The organism is Rhizobium sp. 62_C5_N11_2 (genome assembly GCF_051811185.1).
GTDB lineage: Bacteria > Pseudomonadota > Alphaproteobacteria > Rhizobiales > Rhizobiaceae > Rhizobium > Rhizobium leguminosarum.
The window spans coordinates 134,826-153,440 of the sequence record NZ_JBPWPW010000002.1 but is presented as its reverse complement, the minus strand read 5'-3'; the positions used below and the strand labels follow the sequence as shown (position 1 = coordinate 153,440).

The window sequence follows — 18,615 nt, the reverse complement described above, 5'->3', positions numbered from 1 at the left end:
TTTTTTCTCACTTTAAATGTTCAATAACGTAATAACATTTGTGCTCGTTATTTTGAACATTTAATTTGCCCCTCGTCGAGCCATTTCAGTGAGTTTTTTGCATGCCTGTAACGCTTCGCATCGCCCTTAGAGACTGGGATTACATGACACCGCTGGTGCTCGGTGACGTCAGTTCTTCCCGTCTCCATATCAAAGTGGATCGTGTAGGCACGCTGGTCTCCAGCCTCGCCGATGACGCGGCGCATGACGCCGCGGAAATGTCCTTCAGCCGCTATTCGCAGATGCGTCATGATGGCGATGATCGGATCGTCGGCATGCCGAACTTCATCATGCGCGGCTTCCGCCATCGCTGCATTATCACCACCAAGGATAGTCCGATCCGCACGCTGTCCGATCTCGGCGGCAAGAAGATCGGCGTAACCGGCTGGCGCGATTCCGGAAATACCTGGACCCGTGCTGCGTTGCGCCGGGAGGGCGTCGGCGTTGAGGATGCCATGTGGTATGCCGGGCGCCTGACGGAAGCTCACCCGATCGTCGACCGGCTCGATGGCTTTGGACGGCCTGGCCGCATCGAGGCTGTCCCCGGCGAGCGTCCGATGGTCGATCTTTTGCTGGATCGCGGGCTCGACGCCGTGTTCACGCCTTTCATGCCGAAGGGTTTCTTCGATCAGGAATCGCCCCTGCGACAGGTGCTGGATGATTTCCGCGCCGCTGAAGTCGCTTACCTCAATGAGGTCGGCTATATCCCGGGCATGCATCTGATCGGCTTCAAGGCTGATATCGTCCGGGAGCATCCCTGGATCATGGATGAACTCAGCGAGTTGATCGACGAGTCCCAGCGTCTGTGGCTGGAAAAGCGTGAGAAATACGCCGACACAACACCGTGGATGATCGACGAACTGCGCCGCTGCGCGGCCGATCTGCCGCCGACCTGGAGGGCCAGCGGGCTTGCCGAGAACGAGGCAATGATCGCCGACTTTGCCGAGGAACTTTACGAACAGAAGATCATGCCGCGCCTTTTGACACCCGCCGAGCTGTTTCCGTGGCACGCCAAGGCCCGGTGAAACTCTTCGCGTCATGTTGAACTACCATTTTCGCAAAACCAAAAAGGGGAATGACATGCATTCGAAATTGATCGCTTCCGCCGCCCTGCTGGGCCTGATGATGACGACGTCGGTGTTCGCTGAGGAGGCGGCCGTACCAAAACAGACCGTCAACGACGCGCTTCACGCCCGCCTGCCGGAGAAGATCCGCACGGACGGCAAGATGATCTCCGTCAACAATGGTTCCTTTCCTCCCTATGAGATCGTCACCGGCACGAAATTGACGGGCGCCAGCGCCGATCTGACCGATGCAATCGGCCAGATGCTCGGCGTTACGATCGAGCACGAAACCGTCAGCGGACTGACCGCATTGCTCGCCGGCATCAATTCCGGCCGATACCAGTTCGCCTTCGGCCCGATCGGTGACTTCAAAACCCGTGAAGAGGCCAATGATTTCATCGACTGGGTTCAGGAATACGTGGTCTTCTCCGTTCAGAAGGGCAATCCGAAGGCCATCGATTCGCTAGATAGCGCCTGCGGCAATCGCATTGCAGTCATGGCCGGCGGCTCCGCCGAAAAGGTGATCCAGGCCCAGGTCGAAAAGTGCAAGGCGGGCGGCAAGCCCGCGCCCGAAGTGCAGTCCTACACCGACCAGCCGAGCTCGATCCTGGCAGTCCGCTCCAAACGCGCCGATGCCTTCTTCTCCTCGCAGGCACCGTTGACATATTTCGTGTCTCAGGCAAACGGCCAGCTGGAACTGAGCGGCGTTGGCCAGAAGAATGGCTTTGACGATCTCTACCAGGGCGCCGTCGTGCCGAAAGGTTCCCCGCTCGGCCCCGTTCTGCTCGACTCGATCAAGGCGTTGATGGATAACGGGACCTATGCCGCCATCATGAAGAAGTGGGGTCTTGAGAACAACATGATCAAGCAGCCCGGCCTCAATCTTGGCGGAAACCTGCCGAAATGAGCGATCACCATTCGATTGGCGCACCGCCTTTGGGCGGTGCGGACTTCCGCGATGTTGCCCACGCCCACAAGCCCTTTCAAACGGGCAGGCTCATCCTATGGGTGGTCGTGCTCCTGATTGCCGCGAACTTCTTGTGGATCGTCGCTCATAACGAGAATTTTGGCTGGCCTGTCGTCGCGGCCTATTTCTTCGATCCGACTGTGATCAGTGGCCTTTACGTCAGCTTGGGCCTGACGGTGGTCGCTATGGTCATCGGTATCGTTCTCGGCCTCGGACTGGCGATCGCCCGGCTGTCTAATGACCGGCTCGCCCGTTCACTGGCATCGCTGTTCATCTGGTTCTTTCGCGGCACGCCGCTCTTGGTGCAGCTGATCTTCTGGTACAATCTCTCGACCCTTTTTCCCGAACTTTCGCTCGCCATTCCGTTTGGTCCGGCGCTCGCAAGCTGGGAGACCAATTCGGTGATCACGCCGATGACGGCGGCGATCGTCGGCCTTGCCTTGAACGAAGCGGCCTACATGGCCGAAATCATTCGCGGCGGGCTGCTCTCGGTCGATCGCGGCCAGTTCGAGACGGCGGAAGCCTTCGGCATGACCAAGGCGAGGGCGCTGTGGCGGATCATCATTCCGCAGGCGATGCGCTCGATCGTGCCGCCGACGGGCAACCAGCTGATCAGCATGATCAAGGCAACGTCGCTCGTCAGCGTCATCGCCATGGCCGATTTGCTCTATTCCGTCCAGTCGATCTACAATCGCACCTTCGAGATCGTGCCGATGCTGCTGGTTGCCGTCCTCTGGTACCTCTTCATCACCTCGATCCTCAATCTCGGCCAGAGCTATATCGAAGCCTATTACGGGCGCAGCGAACGTCGCAACAACGCCGCTGCCGCCAAATCCGAGACCCTTGCCGAGGAGGCAAGCCATTGACCGGTGCCGAAATTGCAAAACCTCTCGTCAGAGCCCGCAACGTCCACAAATCTTTCGACCGGCTCGAAGTGCTAAAGGGGATCGACCTCGACGTCATGCCGGGTGAAGTCGTCGTGGTGCTTGGCCCGTCCGGCTCGGGAAAATCGACCTTCCTGCGCTGCATCAACCATCTCGAAGCGATCAATAAGGGGTTCATCGAAGTCGATGGCGAACAGATCGGCTATCGCCTTCGTAAAAACCGGCTGGAAAAGCTGTCCAGCAACGGGATCGCCAGCCAGCGGCGCAAGATCGGCATGGTGTTCCAGCAGTTCAATCTCTATCCGCATATGACGGTGCTGCAGAACATCATCGAAGCTCCGATCGGTGTGCACGGAGAAAGCCGCAAGGCCGCAACCGAGAACGCCATGCGGCTTTTGGAGCGGGTCGGCCTGTCGGAAAAGGCGGGTAGCTATCCCCGGCAACTCTCCGGCGGTCAGCAGCAGCGCGTTGCCATCGCCCGCGCCCTTGCGATCAAGCCGAAGCTGATGCTGTTCGATGAGCCCACCTCTGCGCTCGACCCGGAACTGGTCGGCGAAGTTCTCTCCACCATGCGCGATCTCGCCAAACAGGGCCTGACGATGATCGTCGTGACCCACGAGATCGGTTTCGCCCGTGAGGCGGCCGATCGGGTGGTGTTCATGGATGGCGGCAATGTCGTTGAAATGGGCAAGCCCGAGGATGTCATCGGCAATCCGCAACATCCCCGAACCCAGGCTTTCCTCGCCCGTTTTCTCTGACTGGTGTCACCTCGCTGCTTCGGCCCTCGGGTCGGAACAATCGTCCTTTTCGACCAATACTGGATGTTTTCATGCCCACGCTCGACAATGCCTATGCCCGCCTTTCCGACTTCGAAGCCATGGAGGGGGACCTGAAGGCGACCCGCCAGTATCTGCATGCCCATCCGGAACTCTCCTTTGAAGAAGCGGAAACGGCACGTTACGTCGCGGAAAAGCTGGAAGGCTGGGGCTACGACGTGACCCGCAATGTCGGTGGCCATGGGGTTGTTGCGCGGCTCAGCGCCGGCAAGGGTGGCAAGGGCATCGCCATCCGCGCCGATATGGATGCGCTGCCGATCGTCGAGGAAACCGGGCTTGCCTATGCCAGCGGCACCCCCGGCAAGATGCATGCCTGCGGCCATGACGGCCACACCACCGTGCTGCTCGGCGCCGCCGAATATCTCGCCCGAACCCGCCGCTTCAACGGCACGGTGACGCTGATCTTCCAGCCGGCGGAAGAGGCGGGCAAGAATAGCGGCGCCCAGGCGATGATCGCCGACGGCCTGTTCGAGCGATTTTCGTTCGACGCAATCTTTGGCCTCCACAACCACCCCGGCGCTCCCGAAGGCACCATCCTGCTGCGATCCGGCCCGATGATGGCGGCGTCGGATACCGTCGAGATTACCATCAAGGGCAAAGGCGGCCATGCGTCGCGGCCGCACCTGACCATCGATCCCGTGGTCGTGGCGTGCAACCTCGTCGTCTCGCTGCAGACGATCATCTCGCGCAACCTCGATCCGACCCAGACAGCGGTCATCACCGTCGGCACGATCCATGCCGGCGACGCCGTCAACGTCATTCCGGAATATGCCAAGCTCGCATTGAGCGTGCGCTCCTTCGAGCCTGGCATTCGCGATCTCCTGCAGGAACGCATCACGAAGCTAGCCCGCGCGGTGGCCGAGGGTCACAATGCTTCGATCGAGATCGACTACGATCGCGGCAATCCTGTCGTCGTCAACTCCCCTGCCGAGACGGATTTTGCCCGCATCGTTGCGGCAGAACTGATCGGCGAAGACAAGGTCGCGACGTGCCCGCTCATTCCCGGCAGCGAAGATTTTTCGCACTTTCTCGAGCACAAGCCGGGCAGCTTCCTGCGCCTCGGCAATGGCATGAATTCCGCCATCCTGCATAGCCCCAAATATGACTTCGCCGATGCCAGCCTGACGGTAGGTGCGGCCATGTGGGCTAGGCTCGCGGAGCGCTACCTGCAGGACGACGCCTGAAGTCCCGATCGCCGGGCTTGACCGGGTCGCATTTGAGCTTGCACTTTCTGTAGCGCAAAAGGATTTTGTAGCCCCTTTTCAAGCGAGAAGATCACTTCAAGATCTCTCGCCGCAATTCAGGATGGGCAGCATGACTGCCAACTATACCGACGCCGGCCTCAACTTGTCTTACGATCTCGAATTTTACGCACTGATGGCGGAAAGCTTCGAACGAAGCGTAGGACGCAGCCTGACGCCCAAGGGCCAGGGTGCCGAATGGCTTTACGAGCAGTCGCCGGCGGTTGTCCTTGCCCACAACACTGACGCCGATCCGCGCTTCATCTACGCAAACCGCGCTGCTCAGGCCTGCTTTGAATATTCGTGGGACGAGTTCATCACTTTGCCATCGCGTCTTTCGGCGGAGGCACCCGATCGCGCGGAACGTGACAGGTTGTTGAATGCCGTAGCGGCCAACGGCTTTATCGCCGACTACCGCGGACTTCGCATCGCCAAGTCAGGACGGCGTTTCTATATCGAGAAAGCCATCGTCTGGGATCTCGTCGACCGCAGCGGACACCGTCGTGGTCAGGCTGCGACATTCGACTCCTGGCAAGACGTGCAGGCGGATTGAGCGCCGGCTGCGGAGACGCCGACCACGCGCCGGATATGTTTCCGCGGCTTTGCAAACCATCGTTTGCCACTTGGTTGCCAAAAAACCATGATTGCGTCACATAGATCGCACATCGACATCAGGCATAAAGAATTGGATCAACGCTGCATGCGCATAGCCTACGTTTTCCTTGGTGCATTTCTTGCAATTGCACAGTCCGCATATGCTGAAGTCGCATCACCGCCTGTTTTGGCGCCGCTAAAGCGACAGGCGCAAGCCGCTGAGTTGAGCGCACAATTTCTTTCGCGGTATAGCTACAAGCCCGTTCCACTCGACGACGCCTTGTCGGCCAGGATCATGGATGGGTTCATCAAGTCACTTGATCCGGACCGCATGCTCTTCCTGCAAGCGGATATCGACAGGTTTATGTCAGATCGCAACGAGATCGACGATGCGATAGAACGGAAGGACTTGAAGATCCCGTTTGCGATTTTCAACGCCTATGAACAGCGCGTTGTCGACCGCATGAACTACGCGCGCAGCCTGCTGAAGCAGGGCTTCGATTTCAGTACGCAGGAAAATTATGCGGTGCTGCGCGATAAAGCGCCGTGGTCGCAGTCGGAAGCCGAAAGCAATGAGCTTTGGCGCAAACGCGTCAAAAGCGACTGGTTGCGGCTGAAGCTCGGCGGCAAAACCGACACGGCTATTCGCGAAACGCTCGACAAACGTTACGAAAACACACTCGAGCGCGCCTACAAGTTCAAAAGCGACGACGTGTTCCAGTCGTTCATGGACGCCTATTCGACGTCGATCGATCCGCACACGGACTATTTCGGCGCGGCCGCTTCAGCCGACTTCAATGTCTCGATGAAGCTTTCGCTGTTTGGTATCGGAGCTGTGCTGCAGGAACGCGACGACTACACGACGATCCGTGAGCTCGTGCCTGGCGGGCCGGCGCAACTGTCCGGCAAGCTCGCGGTCGGAGACCGCATTACCGGTGTTGGTCAAGGCAAGGATGGGGCGATCAAGGAAGTGGTGGGCACGCGCCTTGATGAAGTCGTGCAGATGATACGCGGAAAAAAAGGCTCCGTCGTGCGGCTGGACATCCTGCCGGCAGATGCCGGAGCAGATGGCACGCACCGCGTCATCAGCCTGGTGCGCGATAAAATCAGTCTCGACAAGCAGGCCGCCAGGAAGACTGTGCTGTCCGTGAAGGCGGGCGACGCCACGCGTAAAATCGGGATCATCACGCTGCCGGTATTCTATGAGGATTTTGAAGCCAAGGGCAAAGGCGACAAGGATTACAAAAGCGCAAGCCGCGATGTCGCCAAGCTTCTCGACGAACTGAAGCAGGAAAAGGTCGACAGCGTTCTCATTGACCTGCGCAACAATGGCGGCGGTTCATTGGACGAGGCAATTGATTTGACCGGTCTCTTCATCGGCAATGGACCGGTCGTTCAGCAACGTCGCAGCGACGGCAAGATCGAGGTTAAAAGTGCTGAGTTTGCAGCGCCTGTCTGGACAGGTCCGATGGGTGTCCTGATCAATCGCGGCTCGGCGTCGGCTTCGGAGATTTTTGCCGCGGCAATCCAGGACTACGGTCGAGGCGTAATCGTCGGTGAACCCAGTTTCGGCAAGGGCACCGTTCAAACCGTCATCGATCTTGACCAGATCGTCCGCAACAGCAAACCCGAGTTCGGGGAGCTGAAAGTGACAATTGCCCAGTTTTTCCGGGTCAACGGCGGTACGACGCAGCTGCGCGGCGTGACGCCTGATATCGGCTTGCCGGGACTGTCCGATCCGACTGTTTTCGGGGAGACCAGTTATGACAATGCGCTGCCGTGGGCTGAGATCAAGCCCGCGAACTACACGCCCGCTGACACTGTCACGACGCTGCTGCCGACATTGCAAAGCCGCCATGATGCGCGGGTTGGCAGCGATCCGGACTTCCAACGCCTGTTGAAAGACATTGCCGACCTCAAGGCCCAGCGCGAAAAAGGGGTCATCTCCCTCAATGAAGCCGAGCGTCGCAAAGAAGCGACGGCTCGCGAGAAACGCTTCAAGGATCGAGCGGAAGCAGGGGATGGCGAGGATCTTGGAGATGATGGCCTTGAGGCCGGCGAGCGCAGCCTGAGCGCTGATATTGCCATCGAGAATGCCCGCAAGAACGCCAAAGACGTCCTGCTGGATGAGGCGGCCGCCATTCTTGCCGACGAGGTGGACTTGCAGGAAGGCATGCTAAAGGCAGCCACGAAACAAACGGGAAAAACGGACGGAAAATAGTCATTCGACACCTAGAGGGCGAACGCCGTCCACTGGGGTTGCTGCTTGACGCTCGACACACGCGACTTCACACTTGCAGTGTTGAAGGTGAGTCGGACAGACTGTACCGTTTTTCATATCCGTTGCTCGCCTGAGAAGGAGTCGCCAGCAGGGCTGATTGGTCCACGCGCCGACCCGTACCGGTTGGTCGCAAATAGGATCGAGGTTGATTGAGTTCGAGCTCGCAGCCGCTCCTGTTTTTCTCGTGAGGTCGCGCCGTGGACAAAGTGCTATCAGCAGTCGATCCTCCTCGCGACAGCCCGCTTTGGCACCGGAATTTCCCGTTGCTGAGCAACCGCCGGTCTCTGCTTTTGGGGCTTTTGATACCCGTTTTGCTTCTTGCAGGCATCGTTGTCTTTTATCGCGAAATCCACCACCTCAAAGAGCCGGTCAGGCCCTATGAACATCGAGCTCTCAATAAGGCTGTCCGATCATCTCGCATAGCCGCCCGCCCTGATCCGGCGGCTCCTTCTACCCTCCCGCCGATGTCGATATCGCTGCAGCTGATCGAGGTCCCGAAGCTGGAATTGGCAAGTCAGTTTCTGCGGATATGGCGCGTCTCGGGGCCGAATATTTGCGGTGCTCTTCGAGAGGCCGGCATCGAGATGAGCGAATGGAAAGCCGCATCGATGCGCAATCGCAGCTATGAATGCTATTTTCAGCGCATCTACGAACGGGACGAGGTGCGTCCGCTCAGCTCGACCTTCCTGAAGGTTCGCGGAGATGAAATGGGCGACATTCTTGAGATCCGCGCCAAGATCATTGGGCCAACGACCGACGCCCAGGGACGCCTCGCCCCGGCCGTCCTACGCATTTTCGAGATCATTGTGAAGCAGGCGTGCTGGCGTGATTTCGAGGATACTCTTGCCTCGATCCAAAACCTTCAAAATGTCGAATACGAACGATTCGGCTCCTATCTCAGCTTCACACGTGAAGCCGGCAGCGCAAATATCTTTAATTTTGTTCTTGGCCTTAAGGCGACTTCAGGTTCGCAGGTGAGGACCAAGATGTATTTTTCGACTGAGCGCTGGCTACAAATGCCCGCAGTGCTCCTGCCAGCTTCATCTTCAGGGAGCGCTTGGGGGCATCCATATCAGCCAATTGCGCTCAATGACGTCGCAAGCCCCCGTCAAAGTCCAAGATCAATTTGGAACTGTGGCTAAACATCGACGGCTTCATCGTTTTGAGCGATGAAAGCGTCGATCCGAGCAGCCAAACAGACCGCCGTGGTGATTTCGGCCATGAATGCTGCGATCATCCTTAAACCTTCTTGTACACATACTATGTGTACGTTATATTGAGATCAAGGAGATAGTTATGCCGAGAACCGCGGACAATAAATCCGAACGCTACCAGCTGCGCATCCCGCCAAAGCAGAAGGCAATGATCGCGCGCGCAGCTGCCCTTTCGAACAAGGATATGGCCGATTTCATTCTCGATAAGATAGTACCTGAAGCCGAAGCCGTCATCCAGGCTGCTGAAGTTGAGACCGTTTCGAGCCGCGATTTCATCCGCATCCTCGACCTGCTTGAACGCCCGCCCAAACCAAACGCGAGACTACGCGCCGCGATCTCTGCTCTACCGGATGCCTTGTGACCCTCCCCGTCTGGCATGAAGAGCCGATCGCTAAGTCGCATGATCGGGCCTCATTCGGTTGCGGTGATGCGGCAATGAACGAATTCATTCGGCGCTTCGCCCGGCAGAGCCATGAGCAGAATGCGGCGAAAACCTTCTGCGCTATCGACAAGGCCCACCCTGATCGCATCCTCGGATTCTACACAGTCGCGCCCTCTGCCGTTACGCATGAGGCCGTGCCTCCGAAGATGACGAGAGGCCTCGCACGCCATGAAGTCGCAGGCTTCAAGCTCGCGCGCTTGGCAACCGACGTAAAGGTGGCGGGAAAAGGTTTAGGCGGTCAGCTCATCGCTGCTGCAGCGCTCCGTTGCCTGCGGCTCGCCAGCGAGGGCGGCGGGATCCTGCTAATCATCGATGCCAAGAGCGAGCGCGCCGCCCATTGGTATGCCAGCTACGGCGCCGAACCGCTGCAAGGGAAACCGCTCACCCTCGTTATGCCGCTTGCCACCTTCGCCGCCGACTTCAAGGCCAAGGGGCTCCTGTAGCCGTTTAGCCGCCAAGCCATTGTGCTGCCGGCCCGAACCGCGACACCTCACATCATCAGTCAAAGCTGTTTGCCAGCAGAACTGCGGAGAGCTTTTTTATTCCCGCGCCAAATCCTATCTACAAACTCTCACCGGGATTGAGGACAACCGCCGATGCCGCCGAACGCATGGACAGGCCCGGAAAAGAACATATCTTCGAAGGGTCCTTCCTTTTGAAGCCTCGAATCAAACAGCACGGGCACACATCCATGACCAAAGGCTCCGATCTTCTAGTGGCAGCGCTTGAGAACGAAGGTGTCGAGCGCATCTTCGGCATTCCCGGCGAAGAGAATCTCGACGTCGTCGAATCCATCCGCAAGTCGTCGATTGAGCTCGTGCTCACCCGACACGAGCAGGCGGCGGCGTTCATGGCCGCGACCTATGGCCGCCTGACTGGCAAGCCCGGCGTCTGCCTGACGACGCTTGGGCCGGGTGCTCTCAACCTCTCGACGGGTGCGGCATACGCCTTGCTCGGTGCGATGCCGATGGTGATGATCACCGGTCAGAAAGGGATCCTCTCATCCCGCCAGGCGCGTTTCCAGGTGGTCGACGTCGTCGCGTCGATGAAGCCGCTGACCAAGCTCGCAAGGCAGATCGTATCGCCGCAGATGATCCCGACGACGGTCAGGGAGGCGTTCCGCATCGCCCAGGAGGAAAGGCCGGGGCCGGTGCATCTGGAGCTTCCGGAAGATATCGCGGCCGAAGAATGCCAGGAGGTGGCGCTGATTGCGCCGCACCAGCTCGAACTGCCGACGGCAAGTGAGGCGGCGCTTAACCGCGCAGCCGCGCTCATCACCGCGGCCAAGCGTCCGCTTCTGATGTTCGGGGCCGCCGCCTCGCGTCCGCGCTCGACCTCCGACATCGCGCAATTCGTGATCCGCACGCGCATCCCGTTCTTCACGACCCAAATGGGGAAGGGAACGGTTCCGGGTGGAACCGAACTTTACATGGGCACCGCGGCGCTGTCGGAGCGCGACTATGTCCACGAAGCCATCGAACAGGCCGACCTCATCGTCACGATCGGCCATGACACCATCGAGAAGCCGCCGTTCATCATGGGCAAGGGCGGTCCGAAGGTCGTCCATATCGGATATCAGCCGGCGACCGTCGAGCAGGTCTATTTCCCGCAATCCGAGGTCATCGGCGACATCGGCCCCTCTCTGAAGGCGCTGGCCGATCGCCTCGAGGGCAAGCTGCCAAACGCGCAGGCGCTTCTTCATCTCCGCGAGCGCATTCTCGAGCGCATCGCCGCGCGGGCGACGGAGGATCGCTTCACGCCACAGCGGCTGGTCCACGATATAAGAGAGGTGATGCCGCATGACGGCATACTGGCGCTCGACAACGGCATGTACAAGATCTGGTTCGCCCGAAACTACCGGACGCGGATGGCGAACACGCTGCTGCTCGATAATGCTCTTGCAACGATGGGAGCCGGGCTGCCGTCGGCGATGGTTGCCTCGATGCTCTACCCGGAGCGGCGTGTCATGGCGATCTGCGGCGACGGCGGCTTCATGATGAACTCCCAGGAGCTCGAGACGGCCGTCCGGCTGAAACTCAACCTCGTCGTTCTTGTCATCGAGGACAATGCTTACGGCATGATCCGCTGGAAGCAGGCGGTGGATGAGTTCCCGGATTTCGGGATGACCTTCGGCAATCCCGACTTCGTGAAATATGCCGAATCCTACGGCGCCAGGGGAACCAGGGTCGACGATATCGGCCAGTTCAAAAAGGTCCTCGAAGAGGCATTCTCTGGAGGTGGCGTCCATCTGGTGAATGTGCCGGTCGACTACTCGGAAAATGAACGCGTGCTGGTGAAGGAGCTTCGCGAGCGGCTCCCCGCGATACTGGAGGCCTGAGATGCAGTCTACCATGAAGGTCTATCAGGCGTTCGACCGCGTGCCGATTGCAGAGCTGCCGGCAGACGACGCATCCGCGCTCGAGCGCAAGCTTCAGGTCGCCGCAAAGACCTTTGCCGATCGCGACGGCTGGCTGCCCGCGCATCAGCGGATGGCAATCCTCAGGAAGGCGTCGGCGCTTCTGCAGGAGAACCGCGACCGCTTTGCGATGATGATCGCCAGCGAAGGCGGCAAACCGCTGACCGACGCAATCATCGAGGTAACGCGCGGGATCGACGGCCTGGTGAACGCGGCAGACGAACTGCGCAATTTCGGCGGCAAGGAAATCCCCATGGGGCTGACTGCGGCCAGCGCGAACCGATGGGCTTTCACCACCAAGGAGCCGATCGGGGTCGTGGCGGCGATATCGGCGTTCAACCATCCGCTCAATCTCATCATCCATCAGATCGCGCCGGCGATTGCGGTCGGTTGCCCTGTGATCGTGAAGCCGGCGGCAACGACGCCGATTTCCTGCATCGAGATCGTCAAGCTGTTCTGGGAGGCCGGTCTCCACGAACGCTGGTGCCAGACCCTCATCACCGAGGACAATGCGCTTGCCGAAGCCTTCGCAACCGATCGTCGCGTGGCGTTTCTGAGTTTCATCGGCTCTGCAAAGGTCGGCTGGTACCTCAAGAGCAAGTTGCCGCCGGGCACCCGATGCGCGCTGGAACATGGCGGAGCGGCACCCGTGATCGTCGACCGCAGCGCCAATGTCGATGCGATTGTCGGCACCGTCGTCAAGGGCGGCTATTACCACGCTGGGCAGGTCTGCGTGTCGGCGCAGCGTCTTTTCGTGCACGAAGATATTCTGGCTTCCTTCACCGAGGCTCTCGCCGCCAAGGTTGCGGCCCTGCATGTCGGCGATCCCAAGCTTGCACAAACCGAGGTAGGGCCGCTCATCCTGCCGCGCGAGGCGGACCGCGTCACGAGCTGGATCAAGGAGGCGACGGATGCCGGGACCAAGCAGATCGGCGGCGGGCGGATGTCCGATACGACGCTTCTGCCTTCGGTTCTGCTGAACCCGCCTGTCGAAGCGAAGGTGTCGGTGCTCGAGGTCTTTGGACCGCTGACTTGCGTCTTCGGCTACCGCGACCTCGACGAGGCGATCCGCATTGCCAACTCGCTGCCCTATGCCTTCCAGGCAAGCGTCTTTTCCGCCGACATAGCGGTTGCTCTCAAGGCGGCAAAACATCTGGATGCATCGGCCGTTCTCGTCAACGACCATACGGCGTTTCGCACCGACTGGATGCCTTTCGCCGGACGCAGACAGTCCGGATACGGGGTCGGCGGCATTCCCTCAACGATGGAAGAGATGGCCGACGACAAGATGGTCGTGTTCAACCAGGTTACTTAAGATCAGTCGGTACTCCGTCGCCGTTGGCAGCCGACAAAGACAATGGACGACCCTTTCGCCAGCGTGCTGGACCAGCGGCATTTGCATCGAGGCTGCTGGGCGATGCGATGTCGAGTACCGCTGAGAGTTAGACAAGCATTGGATAACAGCTCGCTCAGCCAGGATCGACTTGCCTCGCCTGTTATCGGGAGGCATGGTCTGTCATGGAACAACGGAATCACGAAACTACGGACGAGAGGTCCTTGGCCATGCTCGAAAGCTCGCAGCGCATCGCAAACATAGCTGATTAATGTTTTCCTTCCTGCACAGTTCGGACCTTCATATTGGCAAACGATTTGGCAATCTTCCGGAGGATTTGAGAGGGCGCCTGCGCGAGGCGCGGCATGGCGTGATCGCTAGGCTCGCCGCGGCGGCACGAGAGCATGGCGCTGGTGTCATCCTGCTCGCGGGCGACACCTTCGATACCGAGACGCCGACGCCTGCCGTGCTTCGGCAAGCGCTTGGCGAGATGGCCCGGAATACGCCGCTGCGCTGGGTCCTGCTTCCGGGCAACCACGATTCACTGCTGGCGGACCAGCTCTGGAGTGCGGCGCGCGGCGTTGTGCCCGACAATGTCATCCTGGCGACGGAAGCGGTGCCCCTTCCGCTTGGACCTGATGTCATCCTGCTGCCGGCGCCTTGCACGACCAGGAGGCCTGGCCGCGACCTGACCGAATGGATGACGGGTGCCGCCACACCGGACGGCGCTATCCGCATCGGCCTCGCCCATGGCCCTATCCAGGAATTTTCGGAGGATGCCACGGCGACCAACGTGATTGCGCCGAACCGCGCGGCGCTGGCCGGCCTCGACTATATGGCTCTCGGCGATTGGCACGGATCGGTGGCGGTGGACGCCAGGACGTATTATAGCGGTGCGCCCGAGCCGGACCGTTTCAAGCATGACAGGCCGGGGCAGGCGATGGTCGTTTCCATTGCCGGGCAGGGGGCGATGCCGACGACGGCGGCGGTGACGACCGCCAGTTTTTCTTGGCAGACATTGCACTTTCCTCTGCTGGCATCGGAAGACGGTGTTGAAGTGCTGAAGGCCGCGTTGCCGGAACCGTTCGCGCGCCGACAAACCCTGTTGCGCATCGCGCTGTCCGGCCGTGCCCGGTTGAACGGGCGCACAGCAATGATCAGCCTGCTGGAGCAGGTCGCGCCGGAATTTGCGCATCTGGAGATCGATACCGCCCTTCTGGGGACCGACTGCGAGAGCGATGATCTCGAGACCATCGATCGAGCCGGTGCGCTGCGCGATGCTGCGGACTTGCTGCTTGCCGAAAGCCTCGACGAGGCCCGTTCCGGCGACGACAGGAACGTGGCGCGCCTAGCGTTGATCCGCCTGTTTTCCTATTGCGAGGCGATCGATCGATGAAACTCACCGCCCTTCGCCTCCACAATGTCAAACGTTTCGCCGGCCGCGGCATATCAGTCGAAGGAATCACCGACGGCGTCAATGTGCTGAGCGCCGCCAATGAACACGGCAAATCAACCTGTTTCGAGGCGCTGCATGCCCTGTTCTTCCAACCGCACAGCGGCAATCCAAAGAGCGTGCAGATGCTGCGCCCCTATAGCGGCGGCAATCCGATCGTCGAGGCCGATATCACGATCGAAGCCGGCCGCTACCGCCTGACCAAGCAGTTCCATAGCGGACGGCGTGCCAGCGTCACCGATCTCGGCAGCGGCCGGATCGTCGCCCAGGCCGACGAGGCCGAGGCGTTCATCGGCGATCTCATTTCCGGCGGAACCTCCGGCCCGGCAGGCCTGCTCTGGGTGCGTCAAGGCGTCACCGGCATCGAAAATCGCAGCAAGAGCGAGGAGGAGAACGACAAGCGGGTGCGCGAAAGCCTGCTGTCTTCGGTACAGGGCGAGGTGGAGGCGCTGACGGGCGGACGCCGCATGTCGGCGGTGCTCGAAGCCTGCGAGGACGAACTCAATCGCCTGGTCACCGCGACGCTCCGGCCGAAGGCAGGAGGCCGCTTTGCCGCCGCTCTCGAGGAGCGTGACCGGCTGCAGGAGGAGGAGGCCCGGCTGGCCAAGGAGGTCGAGATGCTGCACGGCGCACTCGACCGCCGCCGCTCAGTGCAGGCGAGACTGAGCGAACTGGAAAACCCTGATGAGGAAGCCGGCCGAAAGACGGCGATTGCCAATGCCGAGGTGGTGCTCGAAGCCGCTAAACTGCATGACAGGGAACTCAAAGCGCTCGATGCCGAGGCCACCTTGGCCGCCAGCCGCCGCGATGAGGCGCAACAGGTATTCGACCGCTTCCACACGGCATTGAACCGCAGCGGCGAACTCGCGCGGCGTTTCGCCTTGGCGGAGAAAGAACTCTCGAGTGCAGCCAAGCGACGCACGGCATCGCTGGCCGAAAGCGAGGCGGCAACGGCGGAGGTGCAGGCGGCCGAAGAGGAGGAGCGGATAGACCGTCAACTGCTTGCGCGGCTGGAGGCAGCGCTCCGTTCACGCCACGCCGCAGAGCGACTGGCCGAGGTCCGTCTGCGTCTCGAACAGGCGGAAGCGGCGCGCCAGCAGATCGAGGACGGGGAGGCGGCGCATGCATTGCTCGCCATTCCAGCCGATGCGGTCGAGCGGCTTGAAGCGCTGGATCTCAAGATCGTCGGCTTGCGTGCAGCCGCCGAGATCGGTCTTCCCACGCTCAGGGTCGATTACCTGAAGGATGCCTCCGGATCGGTGAGCATGGACCGCCAGCCCTTGATTGGGGGTGAGGACAGAAGCTTTGCCGGGATCGCGAAGCTCGACATAACAGGTGTCGGCACCCTGACCATCCACTCCAGCCGGCAGGCAGATCAGGACGGAGCGCTGGAGACTGCGGAAGCCACGCGCCAAACATTGCTTGCCAAGCTCGGTGTCGACAGTCTGCGAGCGGCGCGACAGCGCGATATTGCCGCGCGGAACAAGCAGGAGGAACTCGTGCGGGCGCGCCAGCGGCTCGCGGATCTCGCCCCGAATGGCATTGACAAGCTTCACCTCGACGCCGCACGCTTTGCCGAACTCAGCCAGGATCCGGTCGAACTCGAGGCCGACCCGGAAGAGGTGCGCGCCCGTCTCGCGGATGCGACGCGGCGCATCGAACTATCGCGGAACCGGGCGCGGGAGGCGTCAGTGATGCGCACGGAAGCCGGCGAGGCCATATTGCGCGCGCAGACGGAGCACACCAGGCTTGGCCAGGAACTCGAGGCCATCGAGGCGGTCATCGGCCCCGAAGCCGGCCGAACTGAATTGCAACAGGACCTTGCTCTCAAGCTTTCCAGGGCCAAAGAGCAGGTCGATGCTGTCGAACTGCGGGCCGAGCCTTTGCGCAGGACAGGGCGGGACCTCGCAGGCGCAGAGGCCGCCCTTGCCAGGGCGCGCTCGGTCGCCGACGCCGCAGGCCGCGAAATTGCCAGGCTTCGCGAAGAGCTTGCCGATCTCGGCGGTCAGATCCGCACCCGCTCGGACGGTGCGGTGGAAGAAAACTGGTTGGAAAGCCGGGATTTGCTGGCAGCGGCGCGCGAGCAGGTGAAGCGTTTCGAGACGGAGGTCGGCGTGCTCGATCGCCTGCGCAAGGCACTGACGGCGACGCGGGCGGCCGCGCGCGACCTCTATCTCAAGCCTGTTATGAACGAACTCGCCCCGCTGCTCGGCCTGCTGTTCGACGACATCTCGATCACGTTTGACGGCGACACCTTGCTGCCGCAGATCGTGCGCCGCAACGGCCTGGACGAGGATGTCGACCGGCTGAGCGGCGGCATGCGGGAGCAGCTCTCGGTGCTGACCCGCCTCGCATTCGCAAGGCTGCTTGCCCGCGACGGCCGGCCGGCGCCTGTCATCCTTGACGATGCGCTTGTTTATTCCGACGACGACCGGATCGAGCGGATGTTCGATGCGCTGCACCGCCAGTCCCGCGACCAGCAGATCCTCGTCTTCTCCTGCCGCCAGCGCGCCTTCGCCAAGCTGGGCGGCAATGTGCTCACCATGCAGCCATGGCAGCCGGATTGATGAGGATCGATGCTCAGGCGACGCCGACGCCTCGCTCAAGCCACAGATAGGCGGCAGCCGTCCAGGAAAAGCCGAGGCCGCCGCATCCTTGGCCGGTGACCGGGTCGAAATATTCGGCAAAACCTTCCGTTTCGATCGCCGCGATGGTGGATCGCCGCAGCTCTTCGGCGACATCCGCGTGGCCATTGCGATTCAGTCCGTCGATCAGAAGCCAATTGATGATCGCCCAGGCAGGGCCGCGCCAGTAACGCTTCGGCTCCCAGCTGGCGATGCCCGGCCTCGTCGTCGGAAAGGCGACCTTGAGATCCTTGGACCAAGCTTTCATTTCCGAAACCAGGGCGTCGGCAACCTGCTTGTCGAGGTCCAGCGAGAGGAGGGGGATGAAACCGGCTTGCGTTGCGGCTTCGATATCTTCACCGGAGATCAGGTCTCTCGAGACGAAGCGCGAAAGGTCCGGCCGCCATTGGGCCATTATCGCCTTGCGAGTGCGGTTGTTGAAGGCAGCGATCTCGATCGCGTCCTCGGTCCGGTTGAACAGGCGGGCAAGGTACTCGAGGTCTTCGCCGGCCTTGAGCAGGATGGCGGTCGTCTGGATCTCGGCGACCTTGAAGGACGCCTTTTCCCATTGTTTCGCTGGATCCCAGCCACAGGCGGCATAGGTGTCGACCAGATGAATGAAGCGGCGGTAATCCTCGTCGCGCGGGCGCATGTCGGCATCGACATGGCCGGTGTCCTTGCGCACGACGGGGGTATCGGTGGTGGTGGGTACACGAGCGAGCGCGATGTCCCAGGCGGGAGAATTATCGCTGCCGCTTTCCCAGGGATGCAGGAGCGCAACGAGCCCGGTGCCATCGGGATCGCGGGCGGAATACCACCAGCGGTGCCATCTCAGCGCCGCCTCGTAGAGGGGCAGGGTGCGCGTCTCGGCATCGTTGCCCGCGGCTTCATGCAGCTTGCGCAGCGCGATCGCGAAGACCGGCGGCTGGGTTATGCCGGAGGTCGGGATCGTGTGCGTCGTTCGCCAGACGTTCGGTCCCGGGAAATAGGTTTCGCTTGGCGCGTGGAAGAGGATATGCGGGATCATCCCGTCCGCCCACTGGCCCTCGACCAGCCGTTCCAGCTCGCGATAGGCGCGATCGATGTCGTAGAGCGCGAAGCCCATGGCGACGAAGGCTGAATCCCAGTTCCACTGGAAGGGATAGAGCCGGTCTGTCGGCACAGTATAACCGCCGCGATCGTTGGCGGCGAGGATGCGCTTCGCCTGGTCGATATGCATATTCATGT

15 protein-coding genes are annotated in these 18,615 nt (G+C 60.8%); 14 read left to right on the top strand and 1 reads right to left on the bottom strand.

Annotated elements, in window-relative coordinates:
• Window positions 1-101 precede the first annotated feature (101 nt).
• The 14 genes from AB8B31_RS24410 to AB8B31_RS24345 all read left to right on the top strand — a co-directional run bounded on the left by AB8B31_RS24410 (window position 102) and on the right by AB8B31_RS24345 (window position 17,331).
• Window positions 102-1,064 (top strand): nitrate ABC transporter substrate-binding protein, encoded by a 963-nt coding sequence (locus tag AB8B31_RS24410; protein WP_018516798.1) that lies wholly within the window; start codon window positions 102-104, stop codon window positions 1,062-1,064.
• Window positions 1,065-1,119: 55 nt separating this feature from the next.
• Window positions 1,120-2,010, top strand: coding sequence for an ABC transporter substrate-binding protein (locus AB8B31_RS24405; RefSeq protein ID WP_026188692.1), 891 nt, complete (start codon window positions 1,120-1,122; stop codon window positions 2,008-2,010).
• Window positions 2,007-2,936 carry an amino acid ABC transporter permease gene (locus tag AB8B31_RS24400; protein ID WP_018516797.1) on the top strand — a complete coding sequence of 310 codons (930 nt, stop codon included), beginning with the start codon at window positions 2,007-2,009 and terminating at the stop codon, window positions 2,934-2,936. The genes AB8B31_RS24405 and AB8B31_RS24400 overlap by 4 nt, the downstream gene beginning before the upstream one ends.
• Window positions 2,933-3,712: an amino acid ABC transporter ATP-binding protein gene (locus AB8B31_RS24395; protein WP_018245602.1), complete on the top strand. Its 780-nt coding sequence runs from the start codon at window positions 2,933-2,935 to the stop codon at window positions 3,710-3,712. Before AB8B31_RS24400 ends, AB8B31_RS24395 begins: the two co-directional genes overlap by 4 nt.
• Window positions 3,713-3,783: 71 nt before the next feature.
• Window positions 3,784-4,974 (top strand): M20 aminoacylase family protein, encoded by a 1,191-nt coding sequence (locus AB8B31_RS24390; protein ID WP_113543036.1) that lies wholly within the window; start codon window positions 3,784-3,786, stop codon window positions 4,972-4,974.
• A 130-nt stretch (window positions 4,975-5,104) separates the two neighbouring features.
• Window positions 5,105-5,584, top strand: a complete 480-nt coding sequence (locus AB8B31_RS24385; protein WP_165403373.1) for an MEKHLA domain-containing protein — start codon at window positions 5,105-5,107, stop codon at window positions 5,582-5,584.
• Window positions 5,585-5,731: 147 nt separating this feature from the next.
• Entirely contained in the window at window positions 5,732-7,846 is a 2,115-nt protein-coding gene (locus AB8B31_RS24380) for a carboxy terminal-processing peptidase (RefSeq protein WP_113543034.1), read from the top strand.
• 323 nt (window positions 7,847-8,169) lie between these two features.
• Window positions 8,170-9,048: a DUF6030 family protein gene (locus AB8B31_RS24375; RefSeq protein ID WP_113543033.1), complete on the top strand. Its 879-nt coding sequence runs from the start codon at window positions 8,170-8,172 to the stop codon at window positions 9,046-9,048.
• Between the two features lie 154 nt (window positions 9,049-9,202).
• Window positions 9,203-9,481 carry a DUF1778 domain-containing protein gene (locus AB8B31_RS24370; protein WP_018245607.1) on the top strand — a complete coding sequence of 93 codons (279 nt, stop codon included), beginning with the start codon at window positions 9,203-9,205 and terminating at the stop codon, window positions 9,479-9,481.
• Window positions 9,478-10,005 carry a GNAT family N-acetyltransferase gene (locus AB8B31_RS24365; protein WP_113543032.1) on the top strand — a complete coding sequence of 176 codons (528 nt, stop codon included), beginning with the start codon at window positions 9,478-9,480 and terminating at the stop codon, window positions 10,003-10,005. The genes AB8B31_RS24370 and AB8B31_RS24365 overlap by 4 nt, the downstream gene beginning before the upstream one ends.
• Before the next feature lie 248 nt (window positions 10,006-10,253).
• A complete protein-coding gene (locus tag AB8B31_RS24360; protein ID WP_018245609.1) occupies window positions 10,254-11,900 on the top strand; it encodes an acetolactate synthase large subunit in 1,647 nt (548 codons plus the stop codon).
• 1 nt (window position 11,901) lies between these two features.
• The gene (locus tag AB8B31_RS24355; RefSeq protein WP_439007534.1) at window positions 11,902-13,293 is read left to right on the top strand and encodes an aldehyde dehydrogenase family protein; all 1,392 of its coding nucleotides are present in this window, start codon (window positions 11,902-11,904) and stop codon (window positions 13,291-13,293) included.
• A 289-nt stretch (window positions 13,294-13,582) separates the two neighbouring features.
• Window positions 13,583-14,707 carry a metallophosphoesterase family protein gene (locus AB8B31_RS24350; RefSeq protein ID WP_113543030.1) on the top strand — a complete coding sequence of 375 codons (1,125 nt, stop codon included), beginning with the start codon at window positions 13,583-13,585 and terminating at the stop codon, window positions 14,705-14,707.
• On the top strand, window positions 14,704-17,331 hold the full coding sequence (locus AB8B31_RS24345; protein WP_018516790.1) for an AAA family ATPase: 2,628 nt from the start codon (window positions 14,704-14,706) through the stop codon (window positions 17,329-17,331). Before AB8B31_RS24350 ends, AB8B31_RS24345 begins: the two co-directional genes overlap by 4 nt.
• 13 nt (window positions 17,332-17,344) lie before the next feature.
• On the opposite strand, the gene AB8B31_RS24340 is transcribed toward AB8B31_RS24345, so the two are convergent.
• Window positions 17,345-18,613: an MGH1-like glycoside hydrolase domain-containing protein gene (locus tag AB8B31_RS24340; RefSeq protein ID WP_018516789.1), complete on the bottom strand. Its 1,269-nt coding sequence runs from the start codon at window positions 18,611-18,613 to the stop codon at window positions 17,345-17,347.
• Window positions 18,614-18,615: the final 2 nt, after the last annotated feature.

Bases quoted from the DNA above. Each gene is read 5' to 3' on its own strand.
- AB8B31_RS24410 (WP_018516798.1), top strand. From the start codon at position 102: ATGCCTGTAACGCTTCGCATCGCCCTTAGAGACTGGGATTACATGACA.
- AB8B31_RS24405 (WP_026188692.1), top strand. From the start codon at position 1,120: ATGCATTCGAAATTGATCGCTTCCGCCGCCCTGCTGGGCCTGATGATG.
- AB8B31_RS24400 (WP_018516797.1), top strand. From the start codon at position 2,007: ATGAGCGATCACCATTCGATTGGCGCACCGCCTTTGGGCGGTGCGGAC.
- AB8B31_RS24390 (WP_113543036.1), top strand. From the start codon at position 3,784: ATGCCCACGCTCGACAATGCCTATGCCCGCCTTTCCGACTTCGAAGCC.
- AB8B31_RS24385 (WP_165403373.1), top strand. From the start codon at position 5,105: ATGACTGCCAACTATACCGACGCCGGCCTCAACTTGTCTTACGATCTC.
- AB8B31_RS24380 (WP_113543034.1), top strand. From the start codon at position 5,732: ATGCGCATAGCCTACGTTTTCCTTGGTGCATTTCTTGCAATTGCACAG.
- AB8B31_RS24370 (WP_018245607.1), top strand. From the start codon at position 9,203: ATGCCGAGAACCGCGGACAATAAATCCGAACGCTACCAGCTGCGCATC.
- AB8B31_RS24360 (WP_018245609.1), top strand. From the start codon at position 10,254: ATGACCAAAGGCTCCGATCTTCTAGTGGCAGCGCTTGAGAACGAAGGT.
- AB8B31_RS24355 (WP_439007534.1), top strand. From the start codon at position 11,902: ATGCAGTCTACCATGAAGGTCTATCAGGCGTTCGACCGCGTGCCGATT.
- AB8B31_RS24350 (WP_113543030.1), top strand. From the start codon at position 13,583: ATGTTTTCCTTCCTGCACAGTTCGGACCTTCATATTGGCAAACGATTT.
- AB8B31_RS24345 (WP_018516790.1), top strand. From the start codon at position 14,704: ATGAAACTCACCGCCCTTCGCCTCCACAATGTCAAACGTTTCGCCGGC.
- AB8B31_RS24340 (WP_018516789.1), bottom strand. From the start codon at position 18,613: ATGAATATGCATATCGACCAGGCGAAGCGCATCCTCGCCGCCAACGAT.